The sequence below is a fragment of the Plantactinospora sp. ZYX-F-223 genome, from assembly GCF_039649625.1.
Lineage (GTDB): Bacteria > Actinomycetota > Actinomycetes > Mycobacteriales > Micromonosporaceae > Plantactinospora.
Map to the genome: position 1 here is coordinate 13,032 of NZ_JBDJAV010000012.1, position 16,737 is coordinate 29,768.

General features: G+C 73.1%; 16 protein-coding genes. 5 read left to right on the plus strand and 11 right to left on the minus strand.

Annotated features, from left to right (window positions below):
* Positions 1 to 23: 23 nt before the first annotated feature.
* Entirely contained in the window at positions 24 to 2,111 is a 2,088-nt protein-coding gene (locus tag AAH979_RS14125; protein ID WP_346258539.1) for an NPCBM/NEW2 domain-containing protein, read from the plus strand.
* A gap of 295 nt (positions 2,112 to 2,406) precedes the next feature.
* Here AAH979_RS14125 and AAH979_RS14130 read toward each other — a convergent pair whose 3' ends face one another.
* Positions 2,407 to 2,691 (minus strand): hypothetical protein, encoded by a 285-nt coding sequence (locus AAH979_RS14130; protein WP_346258540.1) that lies wholly within the window; start codon positions 2,689 to 2,691, stop codon positions 2,407 to 2,409.
* 4 nt (positions 2,692 to 2,695) lie between these two features.
* A complete protein-coding gene (locus tag AAH979_RS14135; RefSeq protein ID WP_346258541.1) occupies positions 2,696 to 2,977 on the minus strand; it encodes a hypothetical protein in 282 nt (93 codons plus the stop codon).
* Positions 2,978 to 3,401: 424 nt separating this feature from the next.
* Between AAH979_RS14135 and AAH979_RS14140 the strand changes: the two genes are divergently transcribed.
* Together AAH979_RS14140 and AAH979_RS14145 are read left to right on the plus strand one after the other, a co-directional pair.
* Entirely contained in the window at positions 3,402 to 3,908 is a 507-nt protein-coding gene (locus AAH979_RS14140; protein WP_346258542.1) for a DUF5753 domain-containing protein, read from the plus strand.
* Entirely contained in the window at positions 3,905 to 4,084 is a 180-nt protein-coding gene (locus tag AAH979_RS14145; RefSeq protein ID WP_346258543.1) for a DUF397 domain-containing protein, read from the plus strand. Before AAH979_RS14140 ends, AAH979_RS14145 begins: the two co-directional genes overlap by 4 nt.
* Positions 4,085 to 4,311: 227 nt before the next feature.
* Here the strand turns inward: AAH979_RS14145 and AAH979_RS14150 are convergent, their stop codons facing one another.
* The 7 genes from AAH979_RS14150 to AAH979_RS14180 form a co-directional block, all read right to left on the minus strand.
* Positions 4,312 to 5,901 (minus strand): amino acid adenylation domain-containing protein, encoded by a 1,590-nt coding sequence (locus AAH979_RS14150; protein ID WP_346258544.1) that lies wholly within the window; start codon positions 5,899 to 5,901, stop codon positions 4,312 to 4,314.
* Positions 5,898 to 7,199: a condensation domain-containing protein gene (locus AAH979_RS14155; RefSeq protein WP_346258545.1), complete on the minus strand. Its 1,302-nt coding sequence runs from the start codon at positions 7,197 to 7,199 to the stop codon at positions 5,898 to 5,900. Before AAH979_RS14155 ends, AAH979_RS14150 begins: the two co-directional genes overlap by 4 nt.
* Positions 7,199 to 8,431 carry a cytochrome P450 gene (locus AAH979_RS14160; RefSeq protein ID WP_346258546.1) on the minus strand — a complete coding sequence of 411 codons (1,233 nt, stop codon included), beginning with the start codon at positions 8,429 to 8,431 and terminating at the stop codon, positions 7,199 to 7,201. The genes AAH979_RS14155 and AAH979_RS14160 overlap by 1 nt, the downstream gene beginning before the upstream one ends.
* Positions 8,424 to 8,723 carry a phosphopantetheine-binding protein gene (locus tag AAH979_RS14165; RefSeq protein ID WP_346258547.1) on the minus strand — a complete coding sequence of 100 codons (300 nt, stop codon included), beginning with the start codon at positions 8,721 to 8,723 and terminating at the stop codon, positions 8,424 to 8,426. Before AAH979_RS14165 ends, AAH979_RS14160 begins: the two co-directional genes overlap by 8 nt.
* Complete coding sequence (locus AAH979_RS14170) at positions 8,720 to 10,129, minus strand: condensation domain-containing protein (RefSeq protein ID WP_346258548.1); 1,410 nt, start codon at positions 10,127 to 10,129, stop codon at positions 8,720 to 8,722. Before AAH979_RS14170 ends, AAH979_RS14165 begins: the two co-directional genes overlap by 4 nt.
* The gene (locus AAH979_RS14175) at positions 10,126 to 11,223 is read right to left on the minus strand and encodes an SDR family oxidoreductase (RefSeq protein ID WP_346258549.1); all 1,098 of its coding nucleotides are present in this window, start codon (positions 11,221 to 11,223) and stop codon (positions 10,126 to 10,128) included. Before AAH979_RS14175 ends, AAH979_RS14170 begins: the two co-directional genes overlap by 4 nt.
* Positions 11,224 to 11,450: 227 nt before the next feature.
* Positions 11,451 to 12,482, minus strand: coding sequence for a helix-turn-helix domain-containing protein (locus AAH979_RS14180; RefSeq protein WP_346258550.1), 1,032 nt, complete (start codon positions 12,480 to 12,482; stop codon positions 11,451 to 11,453).
* A 208-nt stretch (positions 12,483 to 12,690) separates the two neighbouring features.
* On the opposite strand from AAH979_RS14180, the gene AAH979_RS14185 reads away from it, so the two are divergent.
* Positions 12,691 to 13,605, plus strand: coding sequence for a hypothetical protein (locus AAH979_RS14185; protein WP_346258551.1), 915 nt, complete (start codon positions 12,691 to 12,693; stop codon positions 13,603 to 13,605).
* 75 nt (positions 13,606 to 13,680) lie between these two features.
* A complete protein-coding gene (locus AAH979_RS14190; protein ID WP_346258552.1) occupies positions 13,681 to 14,781 on the plus strand; it encodes an SDR family oxidoreductase in 1,101 nt (366 codons plus the stop codon).
* Here the strand turns inward: AAH979_RS14190 and AAH979_RS14195 are convergent.
* On the minus strand, positions 14,778 to 15,623 hold the full coding sequence (locus AAH979_RS14195) for a nucleotidyltransferase domain-containing protein (protein WP_346258553.1): 846 nt from the start codon (positions 15,621 to 15,623) through the stop codon (positions 14,778 to 14,780). The two genes, AAH979_RS14190 and AAH979_RS14195, sit on opposite strands and share 4 nt — an antisense overlap.
* The gene (locus AAH979_RS14200) at positions 15,620 to 16,561 is read right to left on the minus strand and encodes a nucleotidyltransferase domain-containing protein (protein WP_346258554.1); all 942 of its coding nucleotides are present in this window, start codon (positions 16,559 to 16,561) and stop codon (positions 15,620 to 15,622) included. The genes AAH979_RS14195 and AAH979_RS14200 overlap by 4 nt, the downstream gene beginning before the upstream one ends.
* Positions 16,562 to 16,737 lie beyond the last annotated feature (176 nt).

Here is a 16,737-nt window from a genome sequence, read left to right on the forward strand (position 1 = left end):
TCCCCGACAGTGAAGGAAACGATGTGAGACGACATGCGCTCGTCGGCGTACTCGCCCTCGCCGGCGGCCTGCTGGTCGCACCCGTCCCCGCCCAGGCCCAGCCCCTCGCCGCCGAACCGCTCGGCGCGGCACCGGCCGCCGGGCAGGTGCTCAGCCCCACCCCCTACCAGGGCTGGAACACCTACTACGGGCTCGGCGGGGAGTTCTCCGAGGAGTCCGTGAAGCAGGTTGCCGACGCCCTGGTCGACCGGGGTTTCGCCGCGGCCGGCTACGACATCGTCTGGCTCGACGGCGGCTGGCAGGACCCGGAGCCGCGTACCGCGGCCGGCGACCTCCAGGCCGACCGGACCCGGTTCCCCAACGGGCTGAAGCCGCTGGTCGACTACATCCATGGCTTGGGGCTGCGGGCCGGCATCTACACCGACGCCGGGCCGTACATCCCGGGTAAGTGCGGGCTCGGCAGCCACGGCTACTACCAGCGCGACGCGGACCAGTTCGCCGCCTGGGAGTTCGACGCGGTCAAGGTGGACTACCTCTGCGGGATCGCCGCCGACCTGGACCCGAAGACCGTCTACACGGAGTTCGCCGCCGCGCTGCGCAACAACGCCAGTAAGCGGCCGATCATCTTCAACCTCTGCAACCCGGTGACCTCCCCGGACTGGGGCAACTACCCGGAGGAGCAGCAGTCGACGTACTCCTGGAGCTACGCTCCGGCGATCGCGCAGTCCTGGCGGACGTACACCGACGTGGGCTTCGTCGGCGAGGTCAAGTACAAGGACGTGCTGCGCAACTTCGACGCGAACGCGCGGCATCCGGAGGTCGCCGGACCGGGGCACTTCAACGACCCGGACTACCTCGGGCCGGAACTCGGGATGACCGACGAGGAGTTCCGGACCCAGATGACCCTCTGGACCGTGGCCGCCGCGCCGCTGGTGATCGCCAGCGACGTACGCAAGATCAGCCAGACCTCCGTGGAGATCCTCACCGACCCGGAGGTGCTGGCGATCAACCAGGACCCGGCCGGGGTGCAGGCGGTCCGGGTCGGCCCGGCTGGCAGCACGGAGACCTGGGTCAAGCGGCTCGCCGACGGTGACCGGGCGGTGGTGCTGCTGAACCGGGGCGACAGCCCGAAGACCCTGACCACCACGGCGAAGGCGGTCGGCCTGACCGGCGACCGGTTCGCGGTCGAGAACGCCTGGACGAACCAGGTCACCGAGAGCGCCGGCACGATCAGCGCGGCGGTGCCGGCGCACGGCGCGGCGCTGTTCCGGGTCGGGACGCACCGGGGGCTGCCGGGCGTACCGCACGTCACCGCCGGCCTGCCGCAGGTGACCCAGGTCGGCGGCGTCGCCACGCCGGACGGTTCGGCGCCGGTCGCCGCCGGCGGGGACCAGGCCCGGGTCGAGGTCGCCGTCCGCAACGACGGCCTGCTGCCGGTGCTGATGCCGCAGGTGACCCTGGCGGCACCCGCCGGCTGGACGGTCCGGCCGCAGGGCCCGTCGACGGTACCGCTGCTAGCCGCCGGGCTGAGCAGCACCTTCGGCTTCACGGTGACCCTGCCGGCCGGTGCTGCCCCCGGTGCCGCCAGCCTGACCGCCACCACCTCCTACCAGGTGCCCGGGCACGGCCGGTTGCGGCAGGCGACGGTCGGCACCCTGACGGTCGCCCCGGCGCCGCCGGCAGGTGAGGCGGTGCTCTCGCACCACGACTGGATCAGCGCCACCAGCGGTTGGATGAGCCCGACGGTCGACGCCAGCGTCGGCGGCGGCTCCCCGATCAGCGTGGTCGGCCAGGTCTACCCGACCGGGATCGGCGTCGCCTCGCCCTCCACGGTCCGCTACTACCTCGGTGGCCGATGCACCCGGCTCTCCGCGCTGGTCGGGCTGGACGACGCGGTCCGCAACGTCGGACCCGAGGGCGCGACGGCGACCTTCCAGGTGATCGGCGACGGCCAGGTCCGGTACGACAGCGGCGTGCTGACCCGGGACGACCCGCGCCAGGTCGACGTCGACCTGACCGGGGTACGGGTCCTCGACCTGGTGGTCGGCGACGCGGGCGACGGCGGCTACAACGACCGCGCCGACTGGGCCGGCCTGACCGCCACCTGCTGAACCGATGAGGGACGGTCCGGGCCTGGGTGGCACCGCCATCCGGGTCCGGACCGTCCGGTGGCGAGAGCCGGTGCCGCTCTTCGGGCGGCTGCGCTGGCCCGGTTGTCGGGTGCGGTCGGACTGATCACGGTGGACTCCAATCGGTGAGGGGTGGAATCGACCGGCCCGGCGGACCATTCGACCAGCGCGCCCGGCCGGGGCGTTCCGGTCAGGACAGCGGCCCACCCCGGGCCGCCACCGCTACAGGGGAAGAACTGGCGGCCCGGGGTGGGTGTTGGGTGATGAGGCAAGCTGGTCATCGTCGGCGCGGAACCCAGTAGATGATCTGGCCGACGATCAGTGCGGGATGCCGGTCGGGCAGCGCCTCCAGGGCGCGGGCGAGGTACATCATCAGTCCCACCCGGTCACCGTCGAACCCGATCAGCAGGGCCAGGCGGGCGTCGTGGCAGGGCCAGTCGTGTTCGCAGTCTCGACAGGCGTACCTGTCCGTGGGGAGGTGCTGCCCGGTCGCCTGGCGCTCGTGCACCCGCGCCCGCCGTCGGGCGACATGCCGCTCCCATCGCGCCCATGGCCCGATCACGGGTCTACACCCGCTCGGCGTGCCGGGCTCGGTGCTGCTGGGCTGGGGTCAGGTCGCCCGCCCGGCCGTTGGCCAGGTAGGCCCGGGTCGGCCCGTTCCACCCGTCATACCGGCCCGCATTGCGGAAGTTGGGGAAGTCGACGCAGGGGCGCTGCGACTCCTCCGGCCGCGGGGGTGCCGGGAGCGGCGGTGGCGGCGCTTCTTCGTGCCCGGCCCGTTCTTCCCGGGCAATCCTGACATCGGTCGTGGCGACCCGGACCGCCCGGCGGAACTCGGCGCCGGTCATTGACGCACTCTCGGCGAGTGCGGTGTCGGCACCCGCCGATCGTGTGCTCCTACTACCCCGCCGGGGGTAGTAGGAGCACACGCCGGGATCCGAATCGGGGCAGATCCATCGGTGTCCGCACCAGCAATAGCGCCACAAGCGCCACCAGGCCCGACGATGGCGAAGTCTGCTCCCTCGTACCTGTCTCATTCTTTTGCCCTCCCGTTCCGGTAAACAACAGGAAAGGGGGCGGCGCCCGTGTCCCGTACGAGCGACCGCCCCCCGTTGACGGAAAGGGCGACCCACCATCGGGGCGGATCTTGCGGGCCACGCCCCCGGAATGGTGAAGCGGGCCGCTGTAATGGCGTTTCCGTCTGCCCTCCACCCTGGACTGTCGACCCCGGTCAGCGAAAGATGGGAGGCGTGGAGCACCGAACACTCAGGCGTGGACGGCTGGCAGGAAAGATCGGGAATAGTGAGTAACAATGATCTTCCACTGATCCTGAAGTTCTTGCGGGCCGGGCTCCTCAACGGAGACGAGGCGGAGGAGCAGCTAGCGCTCCGGCTGGAACGCCAGACGGCCGTGTTCAACCGTGAACGCCCCCCGGTCTGCACGTTCATCGTGGACGAGACGGCGCTGATGCGCGGCCCCGCCGACCTGATGAAAGACCAGCTAGAGCGCCTGGTCGAGCGGTCCATGGAACCGCTGATCTTCGTGCACGTCGTACCGCGATCGGCCGGGTTATATGTTGGACAAACCGGGCCGCTGGTCCTGGCGTCCCTGCCAGGCGGGAACGACGTGGCGTACCTCGAAGACCAGGCAGCGGGTCGAGTGATCACCGACCCGGATCGGGTTGCCGCGTTGGTGCGAGCCTGGGACGCGATACGCTCGGTAGCACTACCCCGGGACATGTCTCGGGACTTGCTAATGAGGATGGTGAAAGAGCTATGACCCCCAAGTGGCGGAAGTCGACCCGCAGCAACACGAACGGCGGGAACTGCGTCGAGGTGGCCGACAACCTCCCCGGCCGGGTGCTGGTCAGGGACACGAAGGACCGGGACGGCGGAACGCTGACCTTCGGGCCGGCCGCGTGGCGGGCGTTCGTCAGCCTGGCGAAGCAGCACTGACTCGGGTCCGCACCTCCGGTGCGGCAACCCGGTCCGGGCTCCGCGAGGGTGGTGGCCGCGGTTCCCGGTGGCGTCCCCGCTGTCACTGAGGCGAGCCTGCATGCCGACCGCGCGGCGGTGCACCGGGACGCGGACCCTCCCGAGATGCCGCTCATGCCAGCGAAGTGAGCCTGCATGCCGACCGCGCGGCGGTGCACCGGGACGCGGACGCTCCCGAGAGGGTGCGCTCATCCGGCCAGTAGCGCTCGCCCCCGCCGGTCCAGTTCGGTGTTGTCGATCTTGCCGTTCGGCAGCCGGGGCAGTGCCGCCACCAGCTCGATCCGGGCCGGCAGCGCGGCCGCCGGTAGGAGCGCGAGCAGGTGTTCCCGCAGCCGTCGCCGGTCGAGCGGGTCGGCCGCCGGCACGACGAAGCCGACCAGCCGGTGCCGCCCGCCCCGGCCGCCGGGCTCCGGATCGGAGACCACCCCGACCCCGGCCGCCCGCACCCCGTCCGCCGTACCCAGCGCGTGTGCGATCTCGGCGCGCTCCATCCGTACCCCGCCGAGCTTGAGCTGGAAGTCGGCCCGGCCGTGGAAGTCGAGTGCACCGTCGGCCCGGACCGACACCAGGTCACCGGTCCGGTACACCCGCTCACCGCCCAGCACACCGAACGGTGCCTGGTCGCCGGCGCAGGCAGGGCCGGTACGGTCGCCGTCCGGGTCGTCGGCGTCGGTGCGGTCGGCCGGGTCGCCGTCCGGGTCGCGGGAGACCGCCAGCCCGGGACCGCCGATACACAGCTCGCCGATCTCGCCGGCCGGGACCGGCCCGCCGTCCTCGCCACAGACGTAGACCCGGGTGCCCGGAATCGGGCCGCCGATCGGTACGGACCGGCCCTCCGCGTCCGCCGGCCGGCAGGCGTGCACGGTGCTCCACACCGTGCACTCGGTCGGGCCGTACTCGTTGTAGAGGCGGGCCTGCGGCAGCGCCGCCAGGTGCCGGGCGACCAACTCGGGCGGACAGGACTCTCCGGCCACGATGACGGTACGCAGCGAGCCGAGCTGCCGGGCCAGCCCGCCGCGCAGCGCGACGCCGTACAGCGACGGGACCATCAGCAGGTGCGAGGCGGCGTACCGGCTCGCGGCCTGGCCGACCGCGACCAGGTCGGTGGGGCGGTCGCTGGGTACAACCAGGGTGCCGCCGCAGGCCAGCGTCCAGTAGATCCCGGCGACCGAGCTGTCGAACGAGATCGAGGAGCAGAGCAGGAACGCCGTCACCGGCTCCGGGTAGTAGCCGAGCCGGGCCGCGGTGGAGTAGGCCAGCGCGGCCGTGGAGATCGTCACCCCCTTCGGGCGCCCGGTCGAGCCACTGGTGAAACAGGTGTAGGCGAGCGTTCCGCGCGTCGACGCAGGGCCGGCGGACGGAGTGGGAAGCGCGTCCAGCCCGAGCGTGTCGTGCCGGCCCGGCAGCGGCGGCAGGCCGGGCTGCGCCAGCGCCACCCGGGCACCGGAGGACCCGGCGAGCTGATGCTGCCGCCGCAGCGGAAAGGCGGCGTCGACCGCGACGTACCGGGCGCCGGCCCGGAGCACCCCGAGCATGCCGACCACCGCCCACCGGGACAGCCGGGTGTGCACCAGCACCGGCTCGTCCCGGCGTGCGCCCCGGTCCCGCAGCGCCGCCGCGACCGCGCCGGACCACTCGCGCAGCTCCGGATAGTCGAGCCCGCCGTCCCGGTCGACGACCGCCGGCCCGGCACCGGCCAGCCGCGGTTCGAGCAGGTCGAGGATGTGCTCCGGGTACGTCAGCTCCGGCCCGGTCAGGTCCGGCCACCGAGCCGTCACCGGACCGCCGCCAGGGTCCGCAGGCACTGCCGGAAGGTGGCCGCCCGCTGCCGCACCCAGCTCTCGCCGAACAGTTCGGTGTCGTAGGCGACCAGACCGGTCAACGAGTCGTCCGAGTACATCGTCCAGAGCAGTGGCCCGGGGATGACCGCCGGTGCCCGCCGGTCGGTGGCGACCGGGGTGAGCGCCAGCGCCGTCGGGTCGGGCGGCGGCTTCACCGGCGTACGCGGGATGAGCTGGAAGAGCGGCAGGATCCGGTCCCGGCGGGGCAGCATCTCGAACAGCTCGGGTACGGCACGCAGCACGGTCAGCAGCGGGATGTCGTTCGCGTACGCCTGCCGGCAGGTCCCGTCCACCCGTCGGCGCAGCTCGGCCAGGTCCGGCCCGCCGGAGCGGTCCACCCGGATCAGCAGCGTGTTCAGCAGGAAGCCGACCGTCTCCCACTCGCTCGGGATCCGCCCGGCGGTGATCACCGGTACCAGTGCGTCACCCGGATCCGACCCGTCCGGCGGGTACATCGCGGCGGTGAAGGCGGTGAGCAGCAGGCTGAACGGGGTGGTCCGGGCCCGCCGTGCCGCCTCGGTGACCGCCCGCCGCAACTCGTCCTCCACCGTGAAGTGCACCGTGGCAATCGTCCCGGAGCTGCCCGGCCGCCCCGGCGTCTCGGCCGGTACGCCCAACCCGGTCGCCCCGGCCAGCCGCTCCCGCCAGTACGGCTGTACCTGCCTGATCCGGGCCTGCCACTTCGCCGACCGGTCGTCCTCGGCGATCGCGGAGTACTGCATGACCGGCTCGCTCCACGGCGCCCGCCCGGCCAGCCGGGCGGTGTACGCCACCGCGATGTCCCGGGCCAGCACGGTCATCGACCAGGCGTCCGCCGCCACGTGCTGGGCGACCAGCACCAGCAGCGCCCGCTGCGGACCACGCCGGCCGAGGTGTGCCCAGAGCAGCGGCGCGGCGTCGTCGGGGTGGTCCCGGTCGCAGACCTCGGTGACGAACTCCGCGGCCGGCGTCCCCGGGTCCAGGTCGCGGACGGCGAGCCGGGCCGGCATCGGCGGCAGCACCCGCTGGTACCGCCGCCCGTCGGTGTCCCGGGCCAGCACGGTACGCAGCGCGCCGTGCCGGGCCACCACGTCGTCCAGCGCGGCCCGCAGCACCGGCACCTCGACCGGCCCGTCCACCTCGAACGCGGCGTGCACCAGGAACCGCGGATTCAGCACCTGACCGGGCAGCCACCCGTCGATCTCGGTCAGCAGCTCCAGCGCGTACGTCAGTGGCGCTTCCTCGACCGCCGTCATCACCGCTCCCTCCGTGGCTGCCCGGCCACGGGCAGCCGCTTGATCCCCGCCAGGAATGTCGACCGGACCCGGACCGGCTCGCCGACGACCGCCACCGACCGGAACATCCGGAACAGTTCGGCGAAGAGCAGCCGGAGAGTGAGCCGGGCCAGGTGCGAACCGATGCAGTAGTGCCGGCCGCTGCCGAACGCGAGGTGCCGGTTGGGCCGGCGGCGGATGTCGAAGGCGTCCGGATCGGCGAAGACCGCCGGATCGCGGTTGGCGGCACCGAGCCAGGCCACCACCGCGGCGCCGGCCGGGATAGTGCGGCCGTGCAGCGACACCGGCCGGCGGGTGACCCGCATGAAGTGGCTCGCCGGGGACGCCCAGCGCAGCGCCTCCTCCACCCCCGGGTCGAGCAGGTCGGGGCGGTCGGCCCAGTCGGCGTACCGGTCGGTGCCGGCCAGCTCGACCAGCGCGGTGGCCGGTACGTGCGGCAGCGTGACGCTGGCCCCGAGTAGCAGGCTGTAGCAGTTGGAGACCACCGCGCCCGGCCGAGCCCGCTCGCCGTCGGTCCGTATCCCGAGCAGCAGGCTGACCAGGTCGTCGCCGGGCGAGCGGGTCCGCTGCCGGACCACCTCGGAGAAGTAGCCGAAGAGTGCCCGGTGCGCCTGGTCGAGCGTGCTCGCACTGCCGGCCGGCAGTTGGTAGTCGGGATCGTCCTCGGCGGTGCACATCATCGCCAGCCGGGACAGCTCCGGCCAGTCCCCGGCCGGCAGGCCGAGCAGCGGGCCGATCGCCACCAGCGGCAGGCCGGTCAGCGCGGCGGCCAGGTCGAACTGCTCGCCGCCGGCACCGGGGGCGAGCAGTTCGGTCACGCCGGCCCGGATCCGCCCGGCGTGCGCCTCCACCGGTCGGGCGTTCATCGCGCGGTACAGCGGGGCCCGCATCCGGTCGTGCCGGGGCGGGTCGGTGGCCGCCAGTTGCTGGCCGCTGGCCGGGTCGCCCCGGCCGAGCAGGTTGAGCAGGGTGCCCTGCTCGGAGCTGAACGACTCGTGTTCGGCGAGTACCCGGGCCACGTCCGGATACCGGGTCACCGCCCAGAAGCCGAGGTCGGCCGGGAGCCCGGGCCGGGACACCGGCTGCCAGTGCACCGGGCTGCGTTCCCGGAGGATCCGCCAGACCGCGTGCGGGTCGCCGTCCGCGTGCAGGCCCGGGTCCGCCAGGTCGATCGTGGACAGTTCGTCAACCATGCCCGCCGCTCCCGTGCAGCGGGCCGAGTGCCTCGGCGAGGGCGGCGACGGTGGGCAGCAGGAACAGGGTGCCGGTGGTCGCCTCCACGCCGAGTTCGGTGTCGATGTCGAGTTGCAGGTCGGCGGCGAGCAGCGAGTCGCCGCCGAGTTCGAAGAAGTCGTCGTGCACCCCGATCGGCGCCACACCCAGCTTGGCGCTCCACATCCGGATCAGCCGCCGCTCCAACTCGGTGCGCGGTGGCACGTACTCCGAGGCCATCTCCAGCTCGTCCCGGGAAACCGTCGCGGTCACCGTGCCACCTCCATCGCGGCGCGGGCGGTCCGGACGCTGATCCGCGGCGTGGTGACCAGCAGCCAGAGCGCCCGCTGGAAGTCCTCGGCCAGCCGGGCGACGCTGGCCTCGTCGAACATCCGGGGGTTGTACATCACCCGGACCACGAACGAGGTGTACGGCTCCATCACCCAGAGGAAGTCCACCGGCATCACCGGCTGCTCCGCGACCACCTCGGGCGGCAGCTTCATCCGCTGGTAGCGCACGGTCGCACGGTCGTCGGCGAAGTCCGGGATCGGCTGGCAGAGCTGGATCGGCGTCGGTACCACTGTGGTGCTGTCGAAGGCCGAGGCGGCGATGTTCGGCAGCGCCTCCAGCACCCGGATCAGGGGTACGTCGTTGGTCTGCGCGGCGATCCCCGCCCGGTGCGCCCGGGCGAGCACGGTCGCGAGGGTCTGCTCGGCGGGCACGCCGAGCCGCAGTACGTGGCCGTTGACGAAGAAGCCGACGGTGTCCCACTGCTGCCGGCTCCGGCCGGCCCCGAGCACCGGGATCGCGATCTCGCTGCCGCCGGTCCGCCAGGTGAGGCTGAGCGCGTACGCGGTGAGCAGCATCGTGAAGAAGGAGGTCCGGGCGGCCCGGGCGGCCCGGCGTACCTCCTGCACCGTCCGGTCGGACAGCTCGAAGGTGTGCAGGGCGCGTACCCCGCCGGTGCCGTCGAGCGGGCGGGGGTGGTCGGCCGGGATGCCCACCACCGGCAGGTCGCCGAGGGTCCGTTCCCAGTACGGCAGGGCCGCCCGGATCTGCTTCTCCCGCTCGGCCGAGCCGTCGGCGAGGGCGCACTCGACGTACTGCGGCAGCGGGGTGCGGTCCGGCGGCTCGCCGCGCAGCCGGCGCTCGTAGCCGGCCATCACGTCCCGGATAGCGAGCTGCATCGTCCAGCCGTCGGCCGCCGTACGGTGGATCACCAGCACCAGTGCCGAGGCGTCCCCGAACCGGGCCAGGTACGCCGCGAGCAGCGGTACCCGGTCGCTGGGCTGCCCCTCGGCGAGGGCCCGGGCGGTGATCCGGGCTACCTCCGCGTCCCGGTCGTCCGGCGCGGTTTCGTGCCGGTCGAGCACGGTGAGCGGCACCGGGGCGGGTGGGCGTACCCGCTGGAACGGAAAGCCCTCCTCGCGCACCACGACGGTACGCAGCGCGCCCTGGCGCCGTACGACGTCGTCGAGCGCCTGGCGCAGCACGTCGACGTCGACCGGTCCGGTGAGCCAGTGTGCGCACCAGTTGACGAAGTTCGGGCCGAACACGCTGCCGCCCTCGTGCACCGCGAACGCGGCCAGCAGTTGCTGCGCGTACGACAGCGGCGCCTGGGCGCCGGTGATCCCGTCGTGTTCGGTCGGGGGAGCAGCCGCCACGTATGGCCCGGTCATGCCGGGTCCGCCTTCAGCACCATCGGTTTCCCATCCTCGAGACCTCCTTGCTCCGGAATCTGTGCAGCGGTTATCAGCCCCTCGGTCCGCGCCTGGTAGTCCACCGAGGCGACGAAGGCCCGTTCGATCAGGGCGGCGGTCGGCGCGGGCGGCCCGCCCGGGATCGTGCCCAGCCCGGTCGGAAAAGGGCCGGCGCCGTCGAAGAGGCTGGCCAGGGCCATCAGGTTGGCGAACCGGCGGCGCTGCTTCGCCGGCAGCGGGTCGATGAAGACCGGCCGGATGACCCGTTCCACCATGGCCGGCGGCGCGAACCGGGGCAGCGACACCGGCAGGCCGAGTTCGCCGCACCGGGCGACGACCAGGTCCACCAGCCGCTGCACGGTCGGCGCCGCGGCCCCCGCCGTGATCCAGTACTCGGCGGCCGGCCCGGTGGACGGCGTCGGGGGGAGGGCGAGGGCGACCAGCGCCTCCGCCACCAGGTCCCGGGGCAGCACATCGACGGTGGCGCCCGGGCTGAACGGCAGCACCGGCAGCAGGCTCCGCATGATCGCCGAGGTGGTGCTGTGCAGGCCCTGGAACCGGCTGGTCTCGCCACCGGCCGAGTCGCCGATCACCACCGAGATCCGGGCGATCGCGGCCGGCAGGCCGCTGCGGCGTACGACCTCCTCGGCGGCGAGCTTGCTGGCCAGGTACCGCCGGGGGTCCACCGTGCCGCCCGGTTCCTCGGTCCGGGCCGGCCGGGCCAGCTCGTGCCGGGCCACGAACGCGGTCGAGGAGAACACCAGCCTCGCCCCGGCATCGGCGGCGAACCGGACGATCTGTTCGGTGCCCCGGACGTTCTGCGTGCGCATCGTGTCGTCGTCCGCGGTGAAGTCGGTGACACCGGCGCAGTGCAGTACCACGTCGACGCTGGAGGCCAGCTCCGCGTACCGGCTGCGGTGCAGGCCGAGCCAGGGCCGGGTGACGTCGCCGCGTACCGCCCGGCCGGGTACCTCCGCCCGGTAGGTCAGGGCGGTCACCCGGTGCCCGGCCAGCCGGTGCAGCAGCGCGGCACCGACCACCCCGGACGCGCCGGTGAGCAGGATCGAAGTCATCGGTACCTCCCGGGGTGGCCGTCGGATCGCGCCACCGCGCCGACCGGCACCCACTGCTGCCGCGCGGTGTACGGCCGGAGAGCCTGCCCACGGGCTACCGCCCCGACCGCGCCCCGTCCGCTTCAGTTAGCAAAGGACGGTGCGGCCGGAGACGCCAGGTCTGGCCCCGTTCGAGGCTGTTCGGATGCGTTCCGAACGGGTCGAACGGGCGGATCGACGCTTCGGGGTCAGGGCAGCGGTGCGGGCCGGCTCTCCGGCGGTGCCGGTTCGACCAGGAACACCTGACCGGGGTGCCCCGGATCGCAGGGCAACTGGACCACTTCGGCCCACTCGGTGTCGACGTCGTCGACGGTGACGCAGAGCCCGCTGTGCACGAGACGGAGCCGGAAGCCCTGGCTGGGCGACCCGACCGGGTCCAGGTGGAACTCCTCGCCGGCCCCCTCCTGACCGCAGTGGTCGTCCTCGACCCGGGCGCCCACCTTCCGGCTGCCCTCCCGGATGCCCATGCAGCCGAGCTTGAACTCGGGATGGTCGGTCAGGATCAGATACCTGGTATCGCCACCCGCGGCGGTGGTGGGCGGGCTCAGGCTCCGCACCGGAAACGCCACGGCGCAGTCCGCCTGGAAGACCTGTCCGTCATCGCGTTCCGGGCGTTCGGAGAGGCAGAGCCCGGAGTGCGCCACCCGGATCCGGGTCGCGCCCTGCCCGCCGGCGACCTGGGTTCCCGGGTCGCCGCCGGTCGGAGCGGATTGGCTGGTCACGGTCGGATCCGGCCGGGCGGTGCCGTCCCGGTCGGCCGGTCGCGACAGCCACCAGCCGGTCAGGACGGCGGCGATCGCGACCACCGCACCGGTCGCGGCGGCCAGCAGCAGCAGGGCGGGGCGGGGTCGCCGGTCGGCCGGACCGGGCGGGTCGGCCGGCTCCGGTTTGGCCGGTTCGGCTGGCGCCGGTTCGGCCGTCGGCGGCGTCGCGGCGGCGTCCGCGAGACGTCGGCGCGCCGCCAGCCACCGGTCCACCGACTCCGGGGATTCCCCACAGGCCCGGGTCAGCGCCCGGACCAACTCCTCCCGCGGCAGGGTGTTGCGGCCCAGCATGGTGGCGAGGGTGCTCGCCGGCAGGTTGTCACCGGCGGCTCGGGCCACCCGCTCGATCCGCCGAAAACTCAACCCCGACCGGTTGCGCAACTGCCGGAGCATTCCGACGAGGTCGGCCGACGTCTCGGCGCTGCCGGGATCGAGGTCGTCGGTGCCATCGGGCATCAGAAGGTACCTCCGGCGGGCGGTGCCACGGCCGCCGGCGGGACGGGCAGCCGGTGCGGACGGGTGCGGACCGGAGCCTCGGCACGGCACCGATCGCCGATCCTCGACATGTTAGCGTGCGCCCCGTTACGCCTCAGGGGCCGGCCGTGATCGTGCGGCCCGGCCAGAGCCCCCGCACGGTCGGTCCCGGCGGCTACGATCCTCGGTCGTGACCGCCGCCCGACACACCACCATCGCCAGCCCGATCAAGATGGCTGAGGTGTTTCCGCAGGTCGTGCCGTTCGCGCGGGTGGCGACCCGGCTGCACCCCCGCAAGGGGTCACCCGGCGTCGAGCAGAGTTCGGTCGGCGGGCCGCTACTGTGGCCCGCCGACGAACCGTGGCCCGGGTGCGGTGGCGAGCATCCCGAGGACCACCTCGACGCCGGCCCGGACGATCCCGCGCAAGGCCCGCTGGTACCGGTGCTCCAGCTCTTCGCCGCCGACGTTCCAGACCTGCCGTTTCCCGCCGGGACCGATCTGTTGCAGCTCCTCTGGTGCCCTTTCGACCACCAACCGTGGTATTCGCCCCGGCCGCATCTGCGGTGGCGGCGGCGCGCGGACGTCGGTGCCCGCCGCGAGACGATGCCCACGCCGCACGAGGACGCCGACCCGGCGATGATTCCGGATCCCTGCACGGTCGATCCCGAGCGGGTCGTCGAATACCCCAGCCACGACCTGCCGCGAGAGGTGTGGCGGCAGATCGACGACGCCGTACGCCGGGTGGCGGAGCAGACCGGCTGGCAGTACGAGTACGACCTGTCGGAGGCGTCCGGGACCAAGGTCGGTGGCTATCCCGGCTGGACCCAGAGCCCGGACTGGCCGGTGTGCGGCTGCGGTACGGGAATGACCCACCTGCTCACCATCGCGAGCTGGGAGTTCAGCCGTGGCGACGAGAAGCGGTGGATTCCGGTCGAGGATCGGCCCGCGATGGCCGGCTGGTCGTTCGACGGCGACGACGACCACCCGTGGCGGGCGGTGCAGAACCCGGCCGGGATCATGCTCGGCGACGTCGGCGGCATCTATCTCTTCGTCTGCCCGTCCTGCCCGGAGCGCCCGTTCGACTACCGGTTCGACTGCGCCTGACCGGACTCCAGACCGCCGCGACTCCGCGCGTTGTGGCCCGGACCGGTGAGCGGCCATACTGACACCCTCCCGCCGATGGCGAGACCGACACGCGTTCCGGGTGGCCGGTGCGGCATCGTTCCGGGAAGGTCGGCGGCGAGCACAGGAGGTGGCGGCATCAGCGCCCGCAGGGTTCTCTTCGTCGGCGGCAGTGGGATCATCAGCTCCGCCTGTTCCCGGCTCGCCGTCGAGCGCGGCATCGAGCTCACGGTGCTCAACCGGGGCACCACCACCCGACGACCGCTGCCGGCCGGGGTCACCGTGCTCCGGGCCGACATCCGCGATCCGGACTCGGTCCGGGCCGCCCTGGGCGCTCGGGAGTTCGACGCGGTGGTCGACTGGATCGCCTTCACCCCGGCACACGTACGGACCAGTGTGGAGTTGTTCCGGGACCGGACCGGCCAGTACGTCTTCATCAGCTCGGCGTCGGCCTACCAGACCCCGCCGGCCCGGCTGCCGATCGTGGAGTCGACACCGCTGCGGAACCCCTACTGGCGGTACTCGCGGGACAAGATCGCCTGTGAGGACCTGCTCGTCCGGGCGTACCGCGAGGACGGCTTCCCGGCCACGATCGTGCGCCCGTCGCACACCTACGACCGGACCCTGGTGCCGTTCGACGGCGGCTGGACCGTGGTCGACCGGATGCGCCGGGGCAGGGAGATCGTCGTACACGGCGACGGCACGTCACTGTGGACGCTCACCCACCACACGGACTTCGCCCGGGGATTCGTACCGCTGCTCGGGCATCCCGCCGCGATCGGCGACGTCTTCCACATCACCTCCGACGAGGCGCTCACCTGGAACCAGATCGCCGAGGCGCTGGCGTCGGCGGCCGGCGTACCGGCCCGGATCGTGCACGTGCCGTCGGATGCGATCGCGGCGGCGGATCCCGAGTGGGGTGCCGCGCTGCTCGGCGACAAGACGCACTCGATGGTCTTCGACAACACCAAGCTGCGCCGGCTGGTACCGGACTTCGTGGCGACCGTGCCCTTCGCGCAGGGCGCCCGGGAGATCGTCGCCTGGTACGACGCCGACCCGGCGCGGCAGCGGGTCGACGCCCGGCTGGACGCGCTGCACGACCGCCTGGTCGAGACGTACCGGATCCGCGACCTGGTCCCGGCCGGCTCGGAGGACTAAGCCGAGGAGACGATGGTGGCCAGCCGGATCCGGACCAGCAGGTCGTGCAGGGCCGGCTCCGCGGTCGGCCGCTCGGGCAGCCGGGATGCCTGCCCCGCCTCGTCCAGCGCGGCGTGCAGGGCCGTGAGGTCGGCGTCCAGCAGGTCGGCTCCGGGCGCGTCGGAGACCCCGGCGAGCAGGTCGTGCTCGCCGGTCGCCTTGGCCGCGACCAGCGTGCCGAGGTAGTCCGGCGCCTCCGGCAGTTCCGCCGCCAGGGTAGGCAGGTGGGCCACCAGCCGGCCGGTCCGGATCAGGTGGATGCCGGTGAGCAGGGTCCGGAACGTGTAGAGCAGCGGCTTCAGCTCCCCGGTGCGGTCGAAGAGCCGGCGTTGGGTGTGCGCGAAACCCCGGTAGTGGTGCGCGTGGTGCCGGGTGAGGCAGCCCGGTGCCAGCGCGACCAGTTCGGCGTGCGCCTCCCCGGTCAGCACGACGAGCGGGGAGAGGAGCTGCTCCAGTACGTAGCCGTTGCGCCGCAGCAGCAGCTGGCCGAACTTCGCCGCGTCGTGGGTGACCAGGTCGATCTCGACCCCGTCCCGGGTCCAGCTCCGGTCCACCGTGGCCGGCCCGTGCCGCAGCCCGACCACTTCGGCGGCCGGCAGCAGGTGCGCGCCGCGCAGGTCGACGTCGGAGTCCCGGGACGGGAAGCCGTACAGGTGCGCCCCGGAGACGGTGGCGAAGAGCAGCGGGTAGGGCTGGTCGGCCAGCACGTCACGCAGGGCGGCCGGCTCCAGCCGGGTCAGGTCGGGTGCCTGGGGGGTGCGGCCGGTGTCGCCGGTCGTCGGGGTGGCTTGCGAGTAGGTCATCCGAGTGCCTCCCGGGCGCTGCGGGCGCGTACCGAGTAGAGCCAGGCGTCGACCCGGGCCGTGTCGGGCACCGCCGGCAGCGGGGTGTGCGTCACGGCGTCGTCCAGGTCGGCGTGCAGGGCCAGCCGCCACCGTTCCACCTCGGCCCAGCCGACCTCGCCCCGGCGTACCGCCAGCAGCCGTTCGCGGTGCGGCCCCACGTCCAGTTCCAGCCGGCCGTTCCGGAGCAGGTCACCGGCGGCGATCAGCAGCCGGAGCAGGTGCATGACGTGCTTCCACCGCGGCTCGCCGCGCTGCCGCAGGTCCGCCTCCAGCTTCTTGAACTGGCTCAGCACGTAGCCGGAATAGGTCTGGTAGGTGAGCTGGGACAGGAACGCCGGGCGCAGCTCCAGGAGTTCCTCGCCGACCGGGGTGACGGTGAGCACGGTGCGGGAGTGCAACACCTCCAGCAGGTTCGGGTTCGCCTTCAGAGCCAGTTCGCAGAAGCGCTCCACCTCCCAGGAGAACCGTTCCGGCTCGGGGCCGTCCAGGTGGCTGGGCGGCTTGGCCAGCGACCAGAAGCCGGTCGCGGGAGCGGCGTAGACACCGCGGACGTCGGTGTCCGACTCGTCGGTGGCCAGTCCGAAGGCGCGGGAGCCGACCACCGCGGCGTAGATGGTGTGCCGGGCGACCAGGCCGGGGCCTTCGACCGCCGCCGTCCCCGCCTCGACCGCCAGGTTCCGCTGGTACGCCTTGCGCAGCGCGAGCTGCCCGCGCGGGCTGCGCAGCCGCCGACCGTCGCTGAGCTGGACCAGGTAGCCGTCGTCGGCCGGGTCGTAGCCGAGCACCCGGCCGGTGGCGCCGCGCTGCACCCGTATTCCCGCCAGGTCGGCGGCGGTCTGCCGGAGCACCACCTGGGTCCCGTCGGGTAACCGGGGAGCAGTTGATCGCCTGGACATGGCGGACATCGTGCCGTACCGGAGATCCCGGCCGCATCCCAGATCACGCCGGCACCGCCGGCACCAGCCGTGCCAGGCGGGGGGCGGGGGCCCTCGAACAACTCCTGTCGTACCCGGCCGCGACAATCGGGTGATGTTCCTCGCCACGCGGCCCGGCCGGGCCGGACTATGCCGGC